This window comes from Mesorhizobium sp. WSM4836 (assembly GCF_055811815.1).
In genome coordinates, this window is record NZ_JBVVQF010000003.1 from 292,320 (window position 1) to 312,672 (window position 20,353).

A 20,353-nucleotide genomic window follows, 5' to 3' on the forward strand; every position below is an offset into this window, starting at 1 on the left:
GGGGCGGGCGGGGGGGGGTTGGCCGGGCGCTGGCCCTCTGGGGGGCCGCGGCCCCCCCCCCCCCCCCGGGGGCCCCCCCCCCCCCCGCGGGGGGGGGGGGGGGGGGCGGCCCCGCGCCCGGAGAGGGGGCGGTCCGACCGGGCTCAACGATCAGGCTTCAGCAGCGTCCAGATCCAGCCGATGAATGTGAGCACCAGGAAGGGATATCCGGCAGCGGGCAGCGGCGCCGAGGTCGGCAGCAAAGGCGCACCCCACAGGATCAGGCCCGCCGAGACGACAAACAGCAGTGCCGCCACGACAGCGGTGAGCCGCATCCACAGGGCGAAGGTTTTCGGCGCGCTGACCATGACCAGCGCCGCCGCCCAGAGCGAGATACCGCCGACATAGGAGGGCACGCTGCCCTCAAGCCCCGCCGCATTGCCGGCGAGCAGCAGGCTCTCGCCGGCAAGGAAGGTCAGAAACCCGGCCGCCACCCAGTCATTGCCCTGCCGCTGATATTTCACCGTCAGCAGCGCGGTCGCCACCACAAGCGCCACGCCGTCGATCGTCCAGAGTGTCTCGCGGAGTTGCGCGCTCGAGACGAAGGTGCCAGCGAGGCCCAAGGCGCCGCCGATGGCGAGGCCGATCGCGGCGACGATGTCCAGCGTAGCGCGCATTTCATGTCTCCTCAGGCCGCCTAAGGATACTCGAGGGTGAGGCGTTCCAAAAGGGTGAGGAATTTATCGGGCCGGCTACTAAGCCCTGGTTCCGTGCGTAGGCGGATGCTGAGGCACAACAACGCCAGTCTGAATGTCGCGCACGACTGCGGTTGGCTAGCGGTCAAGCCGATCCCTCTAAGTACAGCCAGCTACAACTCGTCGCGATTATTTTAGCCCTGACACCATGCTGTCAGGAGGCAGAGCCTATCGTTGAGGTCCCTGCCAATCAGCCGAGCACCGCAAAAGTGCAGAACACCTTTTCGTGCTAAACATTGCGTCTAACACGCTATACCCTAGAGCGCCGATTCGCTGGCCATCTGGGGGGATGCGTTGCGTGAACATCTATAATATCAAGCCAGAGCGCTTCCTGGAGAGGATTGTCTTTGACGACATCCAGACTCCTCCTCGTAGCGCATGCTGTGCGGGATTTGAACTCCAGGCTTGGAGGTGCAAGCCGTTTGTCAATCACCTGATTGAATGGCTTCCCGATTACGCGTTGGCCGAGAGTGAGCTTGATGTAAGTCACGGTAATATATATGTAAAACTGCAGCAAGCAGCAGCGCGCGTATATACCAGCGAGAAATACCAAAAACGCGGCGAAGCTGGAGAGATCGCTCTCCACGCGGTTTGTCGCGACTATTTCGATACAATACCGATTGCCCCTCGCGTCTTTTATAAGAACGCGTCGAACGACGTAGTTAAGTCCTTCGATATGGTTCATGCCAGATTTCCCATCGGTGCTGACCTGGAGCTGTGGCTAGGTGAATCTAAGCTTTATACGAATTCGTCGGACGCCATTTCGGATGCAATATCTTCGGTCGGAGCTCACATAAAACAGGGATTTCTGACGAACGAAAAACTTCTGCTTGGTCCTCAAATTTCTCGAAGCACGCCTCACTACGACGAAATCATTCACCTTTTCAAATCTCAAACTAGTCTTGATCGCTTCCTCCGGTCTTCGGTTTTTGTTATTGGTATTGCGTCGAATAGCGACGCCCTGTCGATTGCAACGGAGTTAACCGATACCTATCGATCTTCCATTTCCATCGAACTCGATAAGTTGGGCACCAAAGTAGCCATTTCGGACTTACCTCGTACGATTAAGATCGTGCTTATTTACATACCTCTACTAAACAAGGACGCTTTGCTAGACGAATTTGATAGAAGATTGAAAGGCTTGCAGCCATGATAACACAGCAAGGTTGGGAGGAACTGCAGTTTTTAGCGGGCGATGCCCTGAAGAGCCGCGTTTTCTCTCTAATTCGGGAGATCGCTGGCGCAATACAGTAACGTGAAATTGACGATCCCGACGTCACTGGATCGGTTCCCCGCTTGGCTAAGCTCATACTAGAGAGAAAGGAGCTGTTTTCGTACCGCGAGATTTTTGGCACGCTCGCTCGATCGGCAGGCCTATGGAACTACATCGATACCGAGACTGCCGACGTACGAGATGAAATCATAGCAGAGTCGGTAACCGTTCCTGCACTCGGCGGGATCACACTTCATCGTGAGCAGGTCGCTGCACTAAACACGTTGCTCTCTGGAAAAAATCTCATCCTGAGCGCGCCTACGAGCTTTGGGAAGAGCTTACTTATCGACGCGCTTATCGCCTCCGGCAGATATGAACGACTCGCAATTGTTCTTCCAACAATCGCCTTGCTTGACGAATTTCGGCGGCGCCTAGTCAGCAGATTTTCGGAGCGGTACCCCATAGTCATGTACCATTCGGAGGTGGCACCGGCAGGTAATGTCATTTTCTTGGGAACGCAGGAGAGGTTAATCAACAGGAAGGACCTGGGGCGCTTAGACGCGCGATAGTCGACGAATTTTACAAGCTCGATCCAAACCGCCAAGATGATCGCAGCATGACCCTAAATGCAGCTGTCTATCAGCTTCTACGCCGCGCGAATCAATTCTTTTTCCTAGGTCCCAATATCGAAGGTGTCCGGTTCTCTACAGATAGTCGCTGGCGGTTCGAGTTTCTCAAAACTCGTTTTTCCACCGTCGCGGTTGACACCTTTGATTTGGCCAAGGTCGACGACAAAGAGGATCGCCTCGCTAAAGAGGCCTTCGAAGAACGAAATTGGCCCGCACTGATCTTTGTTTCGTCGCCAGATAGAGCAAACTCGCTAGCTGGACAGTTAGCAGAACATGGACAGGCGGTCGGTGACGGCAGCGAGATTTCGACCTGGTTCGATGAGAATTTTGGCATGGGCTGGGCATTGAGTCGCTCGATCGAGGCAGGAATCGGTGTTCACCATGGTCGCATACCAAGAGCCCTTGCATCGCAGTTTGTACGAATGTTCAACAACGGGGAGCTTCCGATACTCATTTGCACGTCGACTCTCATCGAAGGGGTCAATACCGCTGCGAAATCTGTTCTTATATATGACAAAGCAATAAATAGGGAAGATTACGATTTTTTTACTTTTTCTAATATTCGTGGCCGTGCGGGACGTTTGGGACAGCACTATGTCGGCTCTGTGTTTCTATTCAATTCTCCACCGTCTCGCGAAGATGTTGAGGTCGAACCACCTCTTTTTGGAGATTTGGATGAGGCGCCAGATGAACTCGTGGTTCACATTTCGGACGAAGATTTGTCTCCGCGGCTGACCGATCGGCTAGACGATATTGCCGAGCGACTAGATCTTACACCTGAAGAACTTCGGATCGCTTCCGTAGTCGGACTAGATCAGCTATTGCCCTGCGGCAATACGTCGACGCTGCGGCTCGGGATGGGGCTAATATCTTCTGGCACGGCTATCCAGACTACTATCAGATTGGCGCAATTTGTGAGATTATTTGTAAGGCCCGACAGGCATCGAGCTTTGGCGTGTTCACGCACAAACAGCTTACATTTTACCTATATGAACTCAGAAAGAATAGGACGATTCGGGGATTCTTCCTTTGGTATACGAGTAACTATAAAGGCCAGGACAGCAATCAAGACAATATTTTTAAATTTCTTCGCTCCTGCGAATACGGTCTGCCGCAGCTTTTTGCTGTCGTCGAGATGTTCGCGCGGCGCAAGGATGCGAGTACAAGCTATGGGCTATTTACTGCAGAGATGCCGAGATGGTTTCGGCCAGAGGTTCTGAAGAATTTGGATGAACAAGGGGTTCCTATTCAAATTTCCGAGCGATTTTATCTATTGGATGACACGGTCGCAAGGCTCTCAAAGCGTATACGCGATGCGGCGCAAACTGGAGACGGTCGACTGAACAAATTTGAAACTGGCTGGGTATTAGCAGCAATCCCAGTTTAGCATAGGCTCAATCCCCCATCTTCAGCGCCTGGATAAACGCCTCCTGGGGAATATCCACCTTCCCAAACTGCCGCATCCGCTTCTTGCCCTCTTTCTGCTTGTCGAGCAGCTTGCGCTTGCGCGAGACGTCGCCGCCGTAGCATTTGGCGGTGACGTCCTTGCGCAGCGCCGAGATCGTCTCGCGGGCGATGACCTTGCCGCCGATCGCCGCCTGGATCGGGATCTTGAACAGATGGTGCGGGATCAGCTCCTTCAGCTTCTCGCACATCTGGCGGCCGCGCTTTTCCGCCGCCGTGCGGTGGACCAGCATCGACAGCGCGTCGACCGGCTCCTCATTGACCAGGATCGACATCTTGACCAAGTCGCCTTCCTTGTAGTCGGTCAGATGATAGTCGAAGGAGGCATAGCCCTTGGAGATCGACTTCAGCCGGTCGTAGAAGTCGAAGACGACCTCGTTGAGCGGCAAATCGTAGATCAGCATGGCGCGCTTGCCGACATAGGACAGGTCGGCCTGGATGCCGCGCCGGTCCTGGCAAAGTTTCAGGATGCCGCCGAGATAGTCGTCGGGGGTGAGGATGGTGGCGCGGATCCATGGCTCCTCGATGGCCGAGATCTTGACCACGTCCGGCATGTCGGCCGGGTTGTGCAGTTCCTTGACCGTGCCGTCGTTCAACAGCAGGCGGTAGACGACGCTCGGCGCGGTGGCGATGAGGTCGAGGTTGAACTCGCGCTCCAGCCGCTCCTGGATGATTTCGAGATGCAACAGGCCGAGGAAGCCGCAGCGATAGCCGAAGCCGAGCGCCGCACTGGTTTCCATTTCGAAGGAGAAGGACGCGTCGTTGAGGCGCAGCTTGCCGACGGCGGCGCGCAAATCCTCGAAATCGGCGGCGTCGACCGGAAACAGGCCGCAGAACACCACCGGCTGCGCCGGCTTGAAGCCGGGCAGGGCCTGTGCCGTCGGACGCTTGTCCTCGGTGATGGTGTCGCCGACGCGGGTGTCGGCGACTTCCTTGATCGAGCCGGTGAAGAAGCCGAACTCGCCGGGGCCGAGCTCGTCGACATTGATGCGGGCGGGCGTGAAGACGCCGGTGCGCTCGACCAGGTATCTGGCGCCGGTGCCCATCATGCGGATGGTCTGGCCCTTCTTCAGCACGCCGTCGATGATGCGCACCAGCACGATGACGCCGAGATAGGCGTCGTACCAGCTATCGACCAGCATCGCCTTCAATGGGGCCGTGATGTCGCCCTCGCGCGGCGGCGGCAGATCGTTGACGATCGCTTCCAGCACATCGGGAATGCCGAGCCCGGTCTTGGCCGAGATCAGCACGGCGTTGGAGGCGTCGATGCCGATCACCTCCTCAACCTGCTCGCGGATGCGCTCGGGCTCGGCGGCGGGCAGGTCGACCTTGTTCAGCACCACGACGATCTCGTGGTTGTTGTCGATCGCCTGGTAGACATTGGCCAGCGTCTGCGCCTCGACGCCTTGCGAGGCATCGACGACCAGCAGCGAACCCTCGCAGGCGGCCAGCGAGCGCGACACTTCATAGGCGAAGTCGACATGGCCGGGCGTGTCGATCAGGTTGAGGATATAGTCCTGCCCATTGTTGGCGCGGTACTTCAGCCGCACCGTCTGCGCCTTGATGGTGATGCCGCGCTCGCGCTCGATGTCCATGCTATCGAGGACTTGTTCCTTCATATCCCGTGCTTCCAGCCCGCCGGTCGACTGGATCAGCCGGTCGGCAAGCGTCGATTTGCCATGGTCGATATGGGCAACGATGGAGAAGTTGCGGATGTTTTTGATCGGCGTGGTCATGCGGCGCGCTTTAGCAGGGGCGGGTAAAGGGGGCAAGCGGCGGTGGTTGGCGGGTTCGCGCCAAATGTCGATGCGGCGCCAGAGTGGCCGCGCAAGATCGTTAAACTTTGATCCACCGGATTGGAGCATAGTTTGCGCCCGGCGTGGTAGCTCACGGCACGTCATGCCCCCGGGGGGGAACCAGGAAATGCTATCCGCAACCCATTTTCTCAAATCCGAGAAAGGCTCCTTTGCGGCTCTACCTCGGCGCCGGGTATGCGACCGCGGCACAAAAGGCCCTAGACCCTTCCAAATACCTTCCCGTCGAGGTTAAGAGCAATACGATCGTCGACATCTTCTCTGCTGTGCCTTGCGGCGAGACCAGCGACCAGGCATGGGAAGACGGCGGCAACAATCCTCCACTGCCAGACGTTACGAACGCCGACTTCTACTACAGCGTGATGGGCAGGTGCGCCTTCAACCAGCGGGCCTCGGAGACAGTGCTTACGCAATAAGGGGCGAGCTGCCGATCTCCCCCTTGGGGGCCCCTTGTGGGGGAGATGGCCGGCAGGCCAGAGGGGGGCGCGCGGGCTCTCGTAATTTGCAAATCGGCAACCCATCCTTGCATCGAGTTGGCGCCACTCGGCATCCAGAAGCAAATGCAGCTAGGCTGATGCTCTGTGGCGCCCCGTCTGTCCTGCCCTCTTTGCCACCACTTGGCATCTCCCCCACAAGGGGGGACATCGGATGTCGCCTCGGCTCTCGCCAATGCCCCTCCTCAATCACGAAGCGGTGATGGTGTAACGAACCGTGCGCCGGCGGCGAAATGTGGACATGGAACCGCACGGGAGAACGGCGATGACCGGATCAAAACGCGGCACGGCCCTTGTCGGGCTCGCCCCGGCTCTGTTTTCGGCGACTTTGTTTTTGACAATCGGGCTTTCGGCAACCAGCGCCGCCGCCGGCCAGACGCTGACCGTCGTCGAGCTGTTCACCAGCCAGGGCTGCTCGTCCTGCCCGCCGGCCAACGCCAATCTGATCAAGGTCAAGGACCGCCCCGGCGTGCTGGCGCTGTCCTTCAACGTCACCTACTGGGACTACCTCGGTTGGAAGGACACATTCGGCAAAGAAGAATTCACGCAGCGCCAGGTCCGCTATGAACCGTCGCTCGGCCGTTCCGGCCCGTTCACGCCGCAAGTGGTGGTCAACGGCAAGGCCGATGCGGTCGGTGCCAGGCCGGGCGAGATCGAGCAGCTGATTTCGAGCGGCGGCCACGCCGACGGACCGTCGCTGTCGCTCGCCGGCGGCAAGGTCAGCATCGGCGCCGGTCCGGTTCCCGGCGGCAAGGCCGATGTCTGGCTGGTACGTTACGGCAAGGGCGTCATCGAGGTGCCGGTGGCGCGCGGCGAAAACACCGGCCGCACGCTGCCGCACGCCAACGTCGTGCATTCGCTGACCAGGCTGGGCAGCTGGACCGGCGGCGCCACCGCGCTGCCGCTGCCGGCTGCCGCAAGCGGCCTCAGCACGGCGGTGCTGGTACAGCTGCCGGGCGGCGGGCCGATCCTTGCTGCCGCTACGAACTAGAACCCGTTCCGAATTTCCCCAACGCCGCAGCGGCGCCACGTGCCTACATCCCAGTCAACCCAAGGAGACCACCATGACCAATCGCCCGACCCTGGCGGCACTCGCCTTCGCACTTTGCTCGACGGCGCTGTTCGCCGGAGGCGCGGCACGGGCCGAAGATGCGATGAAACCGGCCAATGCCATGGCAACAGATGCCATGAAGCCGGCAACGGGCGCCATGAAGCCGGCCGGCGCCATGGCGGCTGACGCGATGGCCACGACCGCGATGAAGGCGACAGATCCGATGAAGGCCGACTGCATGAACAAGGCAGCCGCCGAGACGGACGCCATGAAGAAGGCCGAGGCGACCAAGGCCTGCGATGCCATGGCTCCGGCCAAATAGGCAGGGACGATGCGCACAGCAATGTGAGAGCCCGGCGGACCTATCCGTCGTATAATCCACACCACATCATGGGAGATCAGACATGACCGCAACCGTGCAACGATCGTCGATTTTCGCAAAAGCAGCGCTTGCCGCGCTCATGCTCACGGCCGCCGCGGCCGTGTTCTGGCAGACCCCGGCAGTCTCGGCCGAAGACGCGGTGGTGATCCCGCCGCCCGCAATGGACGAGAAGGCCACCGCCGGCACCGAGAAGGCGGTCTTCGCCGGCGGCTGCTTCTGGGGCGTGCAAGGCGTGTTCCAGCACGTCAAGGGCGTCACCGGCGCCGTCTCCGGCTATGCCGGCGGCGACAAGGACACGGCCGTCTATGAAATGGTCGGCACCAGCCGGACGGGCCATGCCGAATCCGTCGAGATCACTTACGAACCTTCCAAGGTGACCTATGGCCAGCTGCTGCAGGTGTATTTCTCGGTGGCGCACAATCCGACGCAACTGAACTTCCAGGGGCCGGACAGCGGCACCCAGTACCGCTCGACGATCTTTGCCGAAAACGACGCGCAGAAAAAGATCGCCGAAAGCTACATCGCCCAGCTCGACAAGGCCAAGGTGTTTCCCAAGCCGATCGTAACGACGCTTGAGACCGGCAAGACCTTCTATCCGGCCGAGGACTATCACCAGGACTTTCTGACGCTCAACCCGACCTATCCCTATATCGTCTACAACGATCTGCCCAAGGTCGAGAATCTGAAGCGGCTGTTCCCCAACCTCTACAGCGAAAGGCCGGTGCTGGTGCTGGCCGCCAACAAGAGCTGAGCTTTTGGCTGAAGCATGAAGCACGTCGCGTCCGAAGAGATCCATGCGACGCGCTTTAAGTCTTTGTTCTATGCGGGCGGGCAGCGATGCCCGCCTATTGCACACCCAGGAACTGCCTGAGTTCCGGTGTCCCCGGATTGGCGAAGACGTCCTCGGGGGCACCGATCTCGTGGACGCGACCCTGATGCATGAAGACGACGCGCGAGCAGACGTCGCGGGCGAAACGCATTTCATGGGTGACCATTACCAGCGTCATGCCTTCGGCCGCCAATTCCCTGACCACAGCCAGCACTTCGGCGACGAGTTCGGGATCGAGCGCCGAGGTGATCTCGTCGCAGAGCAGCGCGATTGGCTGCATGGCGAGCGCTCGGGCGATCGCCACGCGCTGTTGCTGGCCGCCGGACAGTTCGTCCGGCAAAGCGTCGAACTTGTGGGCCAAGCCGACGCGCTCGAGCATCTTTCGCGCCACCGCTTCGGCGTCCTTCTTCGGCGTCTTCTTCACCACCATCTGCGACAGCATGACATTGCCGCCAGCCGTCAGATGCGGGAACAGATTGAATTGCTGGAAGATCATGCCGACCTTCAGACGTAGCGCCTTGAGATGCGTCTCGTCGGGCAGGAACTGGGCGCCGGCGACGACGATCGAGCCTTCATCGATGGTCTCCAGCCCGTTGATGCAGCGCAGCAGCGTCGACTTGCCGGAGCCGCTCTTGCCGATAATGGCGACGACCTCGCCCGGCGCGACGTCGACGGAAATCCCCTTCAGCACCTCATTGTCGCCGAAGCGCTTCTTCACCTCAGTGATTGCGATGAGCGACATTGAACTTCCTTTCCAGCAGCTGGCTCGATTTCGACAGCGGCCAGCACAAGGCAAAATATATGAGCGCAACCAGGCCATAGACCGTGAACGGCTGGAACGTGGCGTTGGTGACGATCGAGCCGGCCTTCGACAATTCGACGAAACCGATGATGGAGGTGAGCGCGGTGCCCTTCACCACCTGCACCGAAAAGCCGACCGTCGGCGGCACCGCCACTTTCAGCGCCTGCGGCAGGATGACGTAGCGCATCTGCTGGAGATATCCCATGCCGAGGCTGGCGGACGCCTCCCATTGGCCCTTGGCGATGCTCTCGACGCAGCCGCGCCAGATTTCGGCGAGGAAGGCGGCGGTCCACAGGATCAACGCGACCGAGGCGGCAAGCCAGGCGGGAACGTCGATGCCGAACAGGCCAAAGCCGAAGAAGGCGAGAAAAAGCTGCATCAAGAGCGGCGTGCCCTGGAACAGCTGGATATAGCCGCGCGACAGAAGCCGCGCCCCACGCCTGTCGCCGATGCGCAGGAAAAGCAAGGCGGCGCCGACGATGCCGCCACCGATGAAGGAGACCAGCGACAGCAGGACGGTCCAGCGCGCGGCCAGCAACAGGTTGCGCAGGATGTCCCAAAAGGTGAACTGGGTCATGGCACATGTCTCATCGCGATGCCTTCCTCGGGAACAGCATCCAGCCCAGCCCCGCCAGCAGCTGGCGCAGGAGGATCGCGAGGGCCAGGTAGATCAAGGTCGAGACGATGTAGGTTTCGAAGGCTCTGAAGGTGCGCGACTGGATGAAATTGGCGGCGAAGGTCAGGTCTTCGGCGGCGATCTGCGAAACGACGGCCGAACCCAGCATGACGATGACGACCTGCGATGACAATGCCGGCCAGATGCGCTGCAGCGCCGGGACCAGAACCACGTACCAGAAGGTCTGGAACGGGCTCATGGCGAGGCTGGCGCCGGCCTCGAACTGGCCGCGTGGCGTGGCCTGAATGCCGGCCCGGATGATCTCGCAGCTATAGGCGCCGAGGTTGACGATCATGGCGAGATTGGCGGCGGTCAATTCCGACATCTTGATGCCAAGCGACGGCAGGCCGAAGAAGATGAAGAACAGCTGGATGAGGAAGGGCGTGTTGCGGATCAGTTCGACATAGGTCGCGACAACCGGCTTCAGCCATTTCGGCCCAAGTGCACGCGCCCAGGCACAGGCGGTGCCGAGCGCCACGCCCAGCACAGCGCCGATCAGGATGAGCTGCACGGTGATCCGGATGCCCTTGAGCAGTACCGGCAGATAGTCGATCAACCAGCTGAAATCGAAATGGTAGCTCATGATTGGCTGGGGATCACAGATCCGCCGGCAGGTCGACCTTCAGCCATTTCTCGGAGATCGCGTTGAGGGTCCCGTCGGATCTGGCGGCAGCGATGATGCCGTTGATCTTAGCCATCAACGCCGGCTGCTCCTTGTTCATGCCAATATAGCAAGGCGAGTTCTTGATCAGGAATTTGAGTTCGGGCCGTTTGGGCGGGTTCTTTTGGATGATCGCGGCGGCTACGACATTGCCGGTCGCGATGACCTCGACCTGGCCGGAAAGGAAAGCGGAAATGGTGCCGTTGTTATCCTCATAGCGTTTTATCTCGACGCTCGCGGGCGCGACCTTGGTCAGCTCGAGATCTTCGATCGCGCCGCGGGTGACGCCGACGGTCTTGCCGGCGAGGTCTTCCGCCTTGGCGATCGCGACGTCTGCCGGAGCGAACACGCCATTGTAGAATGGGGCGTAGGCCGCGGAAAAGTCGATGACCTTCTCGCGATCGGGGTTCTTGCCGAGGCTGGATATGACCAGGTCGACCTTGTTGGTCTGAAGATAGGGAATGCGGTTGGCACTGGTGACCGGGACGATCTCGACCTTGGCGGCGAGCTTTTCGCCTATCAGATTGGCCATGTCGATGTCATAGCCTTGCGGCGTCATGTCGGCGCCGACACTGCCAAAAGGCGGGAAATCCTGCGGAACGGCGATGCGGATGGTTCCGCGCGCCCCGATGTCGCTCAAGGCGTCGGCCCGCGCCTGCGGAGACGGAGCTATGGCCATTCCAGCCACGGCGGCGAGGGCCAGCATGCACAGATTGCGACGGTTCATCATTTTTCCCTTTGACTGGACAAAACCAATTGGTCGTCAGGGCAAAGCAACAGACGTGCCAAATCGTCGAAATCAGCGCGAAGTGCAGCTTTTCCAGCGGGATTGGGAAGCCGCCATCACGATTGACTTCCACCCGGCCGGCAGGCCGCATAAATATTGTGCAGATAATCGACCTGCCAGATTTGGTCGCCGGTCAGTCATAGGTCAGATCCGTCGCTTTGCCGGCGAACACCCGGTAGGCAAAGAACGAATAGAAGATGATGACCGGCAGCACGACGACCGTGCCGACCAGGATGACGGCCAGGCTTTCGGGTGCCGAAGCAGCCTGCCAGATGGTCAGCCGGTCGGGCACCACGAAGGGGTAGAACGACCAGGCGAGGCCGGCAAAGCCGAGCGTGAAGATCGCGGCCAATGTCAGGAACGGGAGCAGCGCGTGGCGGTCGCCGGGCTTCGGCAGATGGAAGGTCTGGCGCCACAGCCACAGAAACAGCACTGCCGACAGGATCGGCAATGGCGACAGATAGAGAATGGCCGGCCAGACGAACCATTTGTCGAAGATGCGCGCGCTGGCAAAGGGCGTGGCCAGCGATATGGCGACCATGCCGAGAGCGGTCAGCACCAACGCCGTGCGCAGCCACAGCACCGCCTTCCTCTGCAAGTCGCCTTCCGTCTTGTAGATGACCCAGGCCGCGCCCATCGCCGCGTAGGCGGCGGCAAGGCAAAGTGACACCAGCGCACCGAAAGCGATGCCGCCAGGACCGACGTCGAGGCCGAGCACATAGACGCCGAGCATATAACCTTGCGCCAGAGACGCGATGACCGAACCGAGGAAGAAGATGCGGTTCCAGCGGTGCTTCCTGCCGGCAGGCACCTTGGCGCGGAAATCGAAGGCGACGCCGCGCAGGATCAAGCCGACCAGCAGCACGAAAACCGGAATGTAGAGCGCGGTCAGAATGGTGCCGTGCGCCAGCGGGAAGGCGACCAGCAGCAGGCCGACCGCCAGCACCAGCCAGGTCTCGTTGGCATCCCAGAACGGGCCAATGGCGGCGATCATCGTATCCTGCTCGGTATCTTCGGCTGCGGCGAACAGGATGCCGATGCCGAGATCGAAGCCGTCGAGGATAACGTAGATCAGGATGGCGAGGCCCATCAGCCCGGCAAAGATCAGAGGCAGCAGGGTCGGCCAGTCGAAGCTCATGATGTTTCTCCCGGTTGCGCAACCGGCTGCGACAGCGGCCTGTTCATGACGCCAGGCAGCGGCGAGGTGTCTCCATCCTTCGCCGCCTTCAATGCCAGATGCACCAACACGCCGAGATAGGCGATCAGCAGGAGCAGGTAGAGGGTGAGATAGACCGCGAGCGACAGCGCGACATGGCTGCCGGCGACCGGGCCGACAGCATCGGTGGTGCGCAGCACGCCGGTGACCAGCCAGGGCTGTCGGCCGATCTCGGTGGTGTACCAGCCGGCCAGCGTCGCCAGCCAGCCGGACAGCGCCATCGGCACCATGACAAGCGCCAGCGGCCTAGGCAGGCTGTGGCGGCGCTTGAGGAAGAAGGCCGCCGACCAGGAGACGACGAGCATCAACAGGCCGGTGCCGACCATGATGCGAAAGCCCCAGAACACCGGAAACACCGGAGGATGGTTGCCGGCATAATCGTTCAGCCCCGGCACGACGCCGCCGGCGCTGTGCCTGAGGATAAGACTGGCGCCGTCGGGAATGGTGAGCTCGAACCTGTTCTCCCTGGCCGCTTCATCGGGAAGTGCAAACAGCACCAGCGGCACGTTGGGACCGGTGTTCCAGTTGGCCTCCATGGCTGCGATCTTTTGCGGCTGATGTTCCAGCGTGTTGAGGCCGTGCTGGTCGCCGGCAAAGACCTGGATCGGGATCAGGATCGCGGCGGTGAAGACGCCGGTGCGCAAGGCCTTCCACATCGATTCCGAGCGATCGCCGTGGAGATAGCGCAGCGCCGACAGGCCGGCGATCAGGAACGAGACGGTCAGCCCCGAAGCAAGCAGCATATGGACGAGCCGGTAGGGCATGGACGGATTGAAGACAACGGCCCACCAGTCGGTGGCGTGCGCCACACCATCGCGCATCTCGAAGCCGGCCGGCGTCTGCATCCACGAATTGAGAGCGATGATCCAGAAGGCGGACAAGGTGGTGCCGCCCGCCACCAGCACCGTCGCCAATGTGTGGATGCGGTTCGAGACGCGGCGGAAGCCGAACAGCATGATGCCGAGGAACGCCGCCTCGAGGAAGAAGGCGGTCAGGATCTCGTAGGCCAGCAGCGGGCCGGCGATGTTGCCGACCGTCTTCATATAGCCCGGCCAGTTGGTGCCGAACTGAAAACTCATGGTGACGCCGGAAACCACGCCCATGGCAAAGGACAGCGCGAACACCTTAACCCAGGTGAAATAAGCGCGCATCCAGGCGGAATCGTTTGTCGCGTTGTAGCGGAGCTTGAAGAACAGCAGCACCCAGCCGAGCGCGATGGTGATCGCCGGGAACAGGATGTGGAACGAGATGTTCGCGCCGAACTGTATGCGCGACAGAATGAGCGGGTCCATGGCGGCTCCGGCTACTGCTTGTTCGTAGAAGGATAGGCTTCATGCACCTGACGGTCAAAGCGGCGTCCCGCCGCGAGGCGGAACGCCGCAGTGTCGGTTATTCTGCTCTTGCGTGGAATTTGGCTGGACGGCCGGGCAGGTGTTGCCTATTGCGGCGAACCTCGATGTCCAGAACTGTCAGGAGCGGCATTGACATCCGGATTTGCGAACCGACATTCAGCGGATTAAATCAACAACTCTGTTTCAAGCAGCCGTTTTCAGCCATGCAGCCGATCATTTCGATTTCCGGGGTCACCAAGACCTACGCCACCGGCTTCCAGGCGCTGAAGGAGATCAATCTCGACATTGTGCGCGGCGAGATTTTTGCGCTGCTCGGGCCAAACGGCGCCGGCAAGACGACGCTGATCTCGATCGTCTGCGGCATCGTCAACCGCTCGTCGGGCAGCGTCACAGTCGACGGCCATGACATCAACCGCGACTACCGCGCCGCGCGCGGTCTGATCGGGCTGGTGCCGCAGGAACTGACCATCGACGCCTTCGAGAGCGTCTGGGCGACGGTCAATTACAGCCGCGGCCTGTTCGGCAGGCCGTCGGACAAGGCGTTCGTCGAAAAAGTGCTGCGCGACCTGTCGCTCTGGGACAAGAAGGACGCCAAGGCAATCACGCTATCCGGCGGCATGAAGCGCCGGCTGATGATCGCCAAGGCGTTGTCGCACGAGCCGCGCATCCTGTTCCTCGACGAACCGACGGCAGGCGTCGATGTCGAGCTGCGCCAGGACATGTGGGCGATGGTGCGCCGGCTGCGCGAGGACGGCGTCACCATCATCCTGACCACGCACTACATCGAAGAAGCCGAGGCGATGGCCGACCGCGTCGGCGTCATCAACCGCGGCGAGATCGTGCTGGTCGAGGACAAGGCCGAGCTGATGCGCAAGCTCGGCCGCAAACGGCTTGTGCTGGAACTGCGCAGCCCGCTGGCTGCCGTTCCCGACGCTTTTTCGAGCTATGCGCTGGAGCTTTCGCCGGATGGCGGACAGCTGACCTATACTTATGACAACCAGAGCGAACGGCCGGGCGTCGCCTCGCTGATCCGCGAGCTCGAGGCGGCCGGCATCCAGTTCCGCGACATCGACACGGAACGCAGCACGCTCGAGGAGATCTTCGTTAATCTGGTGAGGAAACAGGCATGAACCCGCGCGCGGCCATGAATCTTCATGCGGTATGGGCGATCTATCGGGTGGAGATGGCGCGCGCCCTTCGCACTGTGCTGCAGAGCATTGTTTCGCCGGTCATTTCGACGTCGCTCTATTTCGTGGTCTTCGGCTCGGCCATCGGCTCGCGCATCACCGAGATCGACGGCATCAGCTACGGCGCCTTCATCGTACCGGGGCTGATCATGCTGTCGCTGCTGACGCAATCGATCTCCAACGCCTCTTTCGCCATCTATTTTCCGAAATTCGTCGGCTCGATCTACGAATTGCTGTCGGCGCCTGTGTCCTATCTGGAGATCGTCATCGCCTATGTCGGGGGTGCGGCGACAAAGTCGATCGTGCTTGGCCTGATCATCCTGGCGACGGCCTCGCTGTTCGTGCCGCTAACGATCGAGCATCCGTTCTGGATGCTTGCCTTCCTGGTGCTGACGGCAGTGACCTTCAGCCTGTTCGGCTTCATCATCGGCATCTGGGCGAAGAGCTTCGAGCAGCTGCAGCTGGTACCGCTGCTGATCATCACTCCGCTGACCTTCCTAGGCGGCAGCTTCTATTCGATCAACATGCTGCCGGGCATTTGGCGCACGGTGACGCTGTTCAACCCGGTGGTTTACCTGGTCAGCGGCTTCCGCTGGAGTTTCTACGGCAAGTCCGACGTTTCGGTCGGCGTCAGTCTCGGCATGACCGTGGTCTTCCTGCTCGTCTGCATAGCAATCGTCGCCTGGATCTTCAGGACCGGCTACCGGCTGCGCAACTGATCGAACGGGCCTTGCCCCGGCGAAGTAGCCTTATCGATCGACGTTTCCTTGCCGAAGGCGATATAGGCCTGGGCCCGATGACCGGAACGAACGCTTGGGCGTCTCGAAGCTTGGATGCCGCATCAGGAAAAGAAGGATTTCGTATAGCCGAAATCCTTCCTTGAGACTGCAAGACCTTGCTGCGTGTCAGACCGCGATCTTGCCGCCGCCTTGCCTGGTGATCGCAACGACCGCCGGGCGCACCGGCATGTCCGGCTTGAAATCGGGCCAGCGGGTCGACAAATCTTCATAATAGGACAGACGGCCGAAAGCCTTCCAGTCCTCGCCGCCATCGCCCGGATGCTGGACGGCAACGAAGGCGGTCTGGTCGTCCGGCGCAAACAGGGGACCACACATTTCGGCGCCGATCGGCACGCGGAAGAACAGCTTTGAGGTCGCCCGCGCCGGCCCTTCCGTGTCGACAGCCCACAGACCATCGGTGCGGCCGGTGGCCTTCGGGCCCTGGCCGTCGGTGGCGACCCAGAGGCGGCCAGCCGAATCGACCGCGCAATTGTCCGGCATGCCGAACCAGCCATTGGCCGTGGTTGCGGTCGAGAAGGTGGCGCCGACAGCGGCAACCGAGGGATCACCGCATTTCAAGAGCACCTCCCACTTGCCCTTGGTGGCAGCGAAATCGCCGCCGTCCTCAACGATCTCGATGATGTGGCCAAAGGCATTTTCGGCGCGCGGGTTGGCGGCGTCGACCTGATCGGCTTTGCGCTTCGAATTGTTGGTCAGCATGACGTAAACCTTGCCGTTGGCGGCATTGGGCTGGATGTCCTCAGGACGGTCCATCTTGGTGGCGCCGAGCAGGTCGGCAGCACGGCGCGTCTCGATCAGTACGTCGGCCTGGCTGGCAAAGCCGTTCTCCGCCGTCAGCGGCCCTTGGCCGAAGACGATCGGCAGCCATTCGACCGAACCATCGTCGGCGAACTTGGCGACATGCAAGGTGCCGTCATCGAGCAAATCCATGTTGGCGGCGCGCTCGTCCGGGTTGAACTTGCCTGTGGTGACGAACTTATAGACATAGTCGAAGCGCTCGTCGTCGCCGAGATAGAAGACGACACGGCCATCCTTGGCGACGATCGATTCGGCACCCTCGTGCTTGAAGCGGCCCATGGCGGTGCGCTTCCTCGGCACCGAAGTCGGATCCTGGACGTCGACCTCGACGATCCAGCCGAAGCGGTTCGGCTCGTTCGGCTCCTTGCCGATGTCGAAACGGTCGTAATGCGCTGCCCATTCATAGGCACCTTCAGGAATGCCGAGGCGCTTGTAATTGGCGGCTTCCTTATGGCCCTGCGGCAGCTCGCCCGAGAAATAGCCGTGGATGTTCTCCTCGGCCATGACATAGGTGGCCCATGGCGTGACGCCGCCGGCGCAGTTGTTGACGGTGCCGATGACCTTCGTGCCGGTCGGATCGGCGCTGGTCTTGACGCGGTCGTGGCCGGCGACGGGGCCGGAGAGCGCAATCTCGGTATTGGAGGTGACGCGGCGGTTGAGCTTGCCGTCGCGAACGACCTGCCATTTGCCTGATACCTTGCGGATCTCGACGATGGTGCCGCCATGCGCCGTCATCTCGACATCGACCTGTGCCTTGCTGAGTGGCGCCACTTCGAGCGCTTTCTTGCCGTCCTTCTCGCCGACTTTCACAATGCCCGGAAACATCAGGTGCGGATTGGTGTATTCGTGGTTGACCACCAACAGGCCGTGCTCGGCCGAGCCGCCGATCGGGATATAGCCGACATAGTCGTTGTTGTAGCCGAATTGTCTGGCCTGGGCCTCCGCCGACTGTTTTGTCGGATCGAATTCGGGCGAATCGGCGAACAGCGGATCGCCCCAGCGCAGCAGTACATCGGCGTCATAGCCAGGTGCGACGTGATGCTTGTCGTCTATGCCGGCCTCGAGCTCGTCGAAAGCGAAGGCGGAGCCTTCGGCGGCGCGGGCGTTGTCGGCGGTGATCAGCGCCAGCGGGCTGACGGTGGCGGCTATGGCCGAGACGGCAAGCGAGCCCTTGAGGAAGCCACGGCGCGAGAACCGCGCCGCGATGATTTCACCCATGGTGCGGTTGTCGGTGGGATTGGCTCCTGGCCCGTCGTTTTCCTCGAGCAGGCTGGTGCGGAAATGGGCGTCAGGGGAGCGATGTTCGGTCGAGCGCTGTTCAGTCATGGGGCCTGCCTCTGGCTTGATATATTGCTGGAGCGTGTTGCCTGTCCAACCCGGTATCGCCGGCAGGTCACAGTTTAATGACACGCCGGCTAATTACCACCTGCGATTTGGTATCCAACGTCAGCCCGCTTGACCGCGACCAGCGCTTCGGAAACAAGAGCTGCGGCAGGCGCGCAACGACCGCATCGGGAGGAACAAAAAGTGAGTTTCTGGGGACTTGGGCAGCTCTGCATTTCGACGGTGATCTTCCTGCTGGCGGCCATGGCTGCAAAACAGTGGGGGCTGGCGCCGAGCCTCGGCAAGATCGTGCTGACGTTGGCGCTCTATTCGCTCGGCAATCTGATCATGCTGAGGCTGATCCGTGAATTCGGCATGTCGGTGTCGTTCAGCCTGTCGGCGGTGATCCAGCTGGTGTCGGTGAATGTGGTGGCGTTGGTCTTCTTCGGCGAGCGCGTCAATGCCTTGCAGGCAACCGGCATCGTGCTTGCCATCGCAGCTGTGGCGCTGATCACCCTCGGGCCCTATCTGCAAAGGCTGTAACTGCGATCGGGCCGATGAAGAAGATTGCAAGCAGGCTGCGCAACTGGCTGGAGTTCCCGGTTCTGCTGGCCGGGCTGGTCATTGCCGGCGGGCTGTGGGGGTTCGAGGAGCTGATGGAGTTGGCGCGGGCCACCACGCCGCATGCCTTTGATACCGAAATCCTCCTCGCCTTCCGCAAGGCCGGCCAGCCCGACAATCCGATCGGACCGCCGTGGCTGGAAGGAGCAATGCGCGACATCACCAGCCTTGGCAGCGCCAGCGTACTGGTGCTGATCACGGCAGCAATGATCGTCTATCTGCTGCTTATCCGCAGGCCAGGCGCTGCGCTTCTCATGTTCGTCGCGGTAGCGGGCGGCCAGCTCCTGTCAAGCCTGCTCAAGTTCGATATCGACCGGCCGCGTCCCGATCTGGTCTCGCATCTCGCCGACGTGGCATCGCTTTCGTTTCCAAGCGGCCACGCCATGCTGTCGGCGGTGACATATTTGACGCTGGGCAGCATGGCGGCGCGGTTTTTGCCCGGGCCGACAACGAAAATCTATGTGCTCGGGCTGGCGGTGCTGACAACGGTGGTGGTCGGCATCAGCCGCATCTATCTCGGCGTCCACTGGCCATCAGACGTACTGGCCGGCTGGTGCGCCGGCTTTGCCTGGGCGATGCTGTGCTGGCTTGCGGCACGGTTCCTACAGCGATGGCTCGCTTAGTCGAGCCCCAACGCCACCACTTCGCCCCCATTCATCAGCGGCACGAAGATGGTCGACTTGCCGTCGGTACCGATGTCGGCGCTGCCCGGCTTGAACGTCGCAACCACCTGTGGCGTGTCGCCGGCTTTGTAGCGATAGAGCGTGCCGGTCATATACGCGGTGGCGTAGATGCTGCCGCCGATGGCAACGATGCCGTCGAGGTTGGCGAATTTTTCGGCGCCGGGCAGTGACGCAATTGCCTTGGTGGCGAGATCGACGGAGAGCAGGCCGCCCGGCTCCGCGGTGCTGAAGTCGGGCTTGATGCCCTTGCCCCAGGAGGCGACGATCAGCCGGCCGCCATCGGCGAAGATCCCATTCGGCGAAGCAAGCGCTGCATCCCTGACGAACAGTTCGGGCCGGTCGCCGTCGATGCGATAGATCGCATCGGCAAGCATATCCGTGACGTAGATCTTGCCGGACGCGTCGGCGGTCACGTCGTTGAGGAAGACGGCGTTCGGCACGTCGATCGTCGACGCTAGCTTGCCGCTTGCGAGATCGACGACGCGCACATGGGTGATGTCGGCGACGTAGAGTTTGCCGCCGGCAATCGCCATGCCCTTGGGCGCGTCCATGCCGTCGGTCCAATGTTGCGTGACTAGCTTGCCGTCCATCGACAGGATCGACAGATAGCCGTTCCCGTCGGCTTCGCCGGGATTGCCGACGATGTTTGAGACGATAACGCGCTGGCCGGCGGCGTCGAACAGCGCCGATTCAGGTTGCTCGAGGCCGCCGGCGCGCCAGAGTTCAGCGGCCTGAACTGCCGGCGCGGTCGCGATGCCCACGATGGCGAAAAGTATCGGCGTGAAGAGGCTTTTCATGACTGGTCTCCTGTAATGGACTGGCGGAGAGCTAGGCTTT

Annotated in this window: 21 protein-coding genes; 11 read left to right on the plus strand and 10 right to left on the minus strand. The window is 61.0% G+C overall.

From position 1 onward, the window contains the following. Positions 1–143 precede the first annotated feature (143 nt). Entirely contained in the window at positions 144–656 is a 513-nt protein-coding gene (locus AC0L2P_RS05620; protein WP_473500236.1) for a hypothetical protein, read from the minus strand. Between the two features lie 376 nt (positions 657–1,032). On the opposite strand from AC0L2P_RS05620, the gene AC0L2P_RS05625 reads away from it, so the two are divergent. The 3 genes from AC0L2P_RS05625 (at position 1,033) to AC0L2P_RS05635 (ending at position 3,796) form a co-directional block, all read left to right on the plus strand. Further along, entirely contained in the window at positions 1,033–1,887 is an 855-nt protein-coding gene (locus tag AC0L2P_RS05625; RefSeq protein WP_473500237.1) for a HamA C-terminal domain-containing protein, read from the plus strand. Positions 1,888–2,030: 143 nt separating this feature from the next. Beyond that, positions 2,031–2,516, plus strand: coding sequence for a DEAD/DEAH box helicase (locus AC0L2P_RS05630; protein ID WP_473500238.1), 486 nt, complete (start codon positions 2,031–2,033; stop codon positions 2,514–2,516). 47 nt (positions 2,517–2,563) lie between these two features. Beyond that, positions 2,564–3,796 (plus strand): helicase-related protein, encoded by a 1,233-nt coding sequence (locus AC0L2P_RS05635; protein WP_473500239.1) that lies wholly within the window; start codon positions 2,564–2,566, stop codon positions 3,794–3,796. A gap of 174 nt (positions 3,797–3,970) precedes the next feature. Here AC0L2P_RS05635 and lepA read toward each other — a convergent pair whose 3' ends face one another. Next, positions 3,971–5,776 carry a translation elongation factor 4 gene (gene lepA / locus AC0L2P_RS05640; RefSeq protein ID WP_473500240.1) on the minus strand — a complete coding sequence of 602 codons (1,806 nt, stop codon included), beginning with the start codon at positions 5,774–5,776 and terminating at the stop codon, positions 3,971–3,973. A 230-nt stretch (positions 5,777–6,006) separates the two neighbouring features. Between lepA and AC0L2P_RS05645 the strand changes: the two genes are divergently transcribed. The 4 genes from AC0L2P_RS05645 to msrA all read left to right on the plus strand — a co-directional run bounded on the left by AC0L2P_RS05645 (position 6,007) and on the right by msrA (position 8,532). Further along, complete coding sequence (locus AC0L2P_RS05645) at positions 6,007–6,270, plus strand: hypothetical protein (RefSeq protein ID WP_473500241.1); 264 nt, start codon at positions 6,007–6,009, stop codon at positions 6,268–6,270. Positions 6,271–6,613: 343 nt separating this feature from the next. Next, entirely contained in the window at positions 6,614–7,339 is a 726-nt protein-coding gene (locus tag AC0L2P_RS05650) for a DUF1223 domain-containing protein (protein ID WP_473500242.1), read from the plus strand. Positions 7,340–7,412: 73 nt separating this feature from the next. Beyond that, positions 7,413–7,721, plus strand: coding sequence for a hypothetical protein (locus tag AC0L2P_RS05655; protein WP_473500243.1), 309 nt, complete (start codon positions 7,413–7,415; stop codon positions 7,719–7,721). Positions 7,722–7,803: 82 nt separating this feature from the next. Beyond that, the gene (msrA, locus tag AC0L2P_RS05660) at positions 7,804–8,532 is read left to right on the plus strand and encodes a peptide-methionine (S)-S-oxide reductase MsrA (protein WP_473500244.1); all 729 of its coding nucleotides are present in this window, start codon (positions 7,804–7,806) and stop codon (positions 8,530–8,532) included. Between the two features lie 94 nt (positions 8,533–8,626). Here the strand turns inward: msrA and AC0L2P_RS05665 are convergent, their stop codons facing one another. The 6 genes from AC0L2P_RS05665 to AC0L2P_RS05690 all read right to left on the minus strand — a co-directional run bounded on the left by AC0L2P_RS05665 (position 8,627) and on the right by AC0L2P_RS05690 (position 14,044). After that, positions 8,627–9,352 carry an amino acid ABC transporter ATP-binding protein gene (locus AC0L2P_RS05665; protein WP_473500245.1) on the minus strand — a complete coding sequence of 242 codons (726 nt, stop codon included), beginning with the start codon at positions 9,350–9,352 and terminating at the stop codon, positions 8,627–8,629. Next, positions 9,330–9,989 (minus strand): amino acid ABC transporter permease, encoded by a 660-nt coding sequence (locus AC0L2P_RS05670; protein ID WP_473500246.1) that lies wholly within the window; start codon positions 9,987–9,989, stop codon positions 9,330–9,332. Before AC0L2P_RS05670 ends, AC0L2P_RS05665 begins: the two co-directional genes overlap by 23 nt. A gap of 10 nt (positions 9,990–9,999) precedes the next feature. Continuing rightward, a complete protein-coding gene (locus AC0L2P_RS05675) occupies positions 10,000–10,671 on the minus strand; it encodes an amino acid ABC transporter permease (RefSeq protein ID WP_473500247.1) in 672 nt (223 codons plus the stop codon). Positions 10,672–10,684: 13 nt separating this feature from the next. Next, on the minus strand, positions 10,685–11,479 hold the full coding sequence (locus AC0L2P_RS05680) for a transporter substrate-binding domain-containing protein (protein ID WP_473500248.1): 795 nt from the start codon (positions 11,477–11,479) through the stop codon (positions 10,685–10,687). Between the two features lie 190 nt (positions 11,480–11,669). After that, positions 11,670–12,674, minus strand: coding sequence for a cytochrome d ubiquinol oxidase subunit II (locus tag AC0L2P_RS05685; RefSeq protein ID WP_473500249.1), 1,005 nt, complete (start codon positions 12,672–12,674; stop codon positions 11,670–11,672). Then, the gene (locus AC0L2P_RS05690; protein WP_473500250.1) at positions 12,671–14,044 is read right to left on the minus strand and encodes a cytochrome ubiquinol oxidase subunit I; all 1,374 of its coding nucleotides are present in this window, start codon (positions 14,042–14,044) and stop codon (positions 12,671–12,673) included. The genes AC0L2P_RS05685 and AC0L2P_RS05690 overlap by 4 nt, the downstream gene beginning before the upstream one ends. Before the next feature lie 263 nt (positions 14,045–14,307). Between AC0L2P_RS05690 and AC0L2P_RS05695 the strand changes: the two genes are divergently transcribed. Then, the gene (locus AC0L2P_RS05695) at positions 14,308–15,234 is read left to right on the plus strand and encodes an ABC transporter ATP-binding protein (protein WP_473500251.1); all 927 of its coding nucleotides are present in this window, start codon (positions 14,308–14,310) and stop codon (positions 15,232–15,234) included. Positions 15,235–15,248: 14 nt separating this feature from the next. Continuing rightward, complete coding sequence (locus tag AC0L2P_RS05700) at positions 15,249–16,010, plus strand: ABC transporter permease (RefSeq protein ID WP_292656992.1); 762 nt, start codon at positions 15,249–15,251, stop codon at positions 16,008–16,010. Positions 16,011–16,196: 186 nt separating this feature from the next. Here AC0L2P_RS05700 and AC0L2P_RS05705 read toward each other — a convergent pair whose 3' ends face one another. Further along, positions 16,197–18,215 (minus strand): PhoX family protein, encoded by a 2,019-nt coding sequence (locus tag AC0L2P_RS05705; protein WP_473500252.1) that lies wholly within the window; start codon positions 18,213–18,215, stop codon positions 16,197–16,199. Between the two features lie 201 nt (positions 18,216–18,416). On the opposite strand from AC0L2P_RS05705, the gene AC0L2P_RS05710 reads away from it, so the two are divergent. Together AC0L2P_RS05710 and AC0L2P_RS05715 are read left to right on the plus strand one after the other, a co-directional pair. Then, on the plus strand, positions 18,417–18,755 hold the full coding sequence (locus AC0L2P_RS05710) for a hypothetical protein (protein WP_473500253.1): 339 nt from the start codon (positions 18,417–18,419) through the stop codon (positions 18,753–18,755). Between the two features lie 14 nt (positions 18,756–18,769). Continuing rightward, entirely contained in the window at positions 18,770–19,456 is a 687-nt protein-coding gene (locus AC0L2P_RS05715) for a phosphatase PAP2 family protein (protein ID WP_473500254.1), read from the plus strand. Here AC0L2P_RS05715 and AC0L2P_RS05720 read toward each other — a convergent pair. Beyond that, complete coding sequence (locus AC0L2P_RS05720) at positions 19,453–20,313, minus strand: NHL repeat-containing protein (protein ID WP_473500255.1); 861 nt, start codon at positions 20,311–20,313, stop codon at positions 19,453–19,455. The two genes, AC0L2P_RS05715 and AC0L2P_RS05720, sit on opposite strands and share 4 nt — an antisense overlap. Between the last annotated feature and the right edge of the window lie 40 nt (positions 20,314–20,353).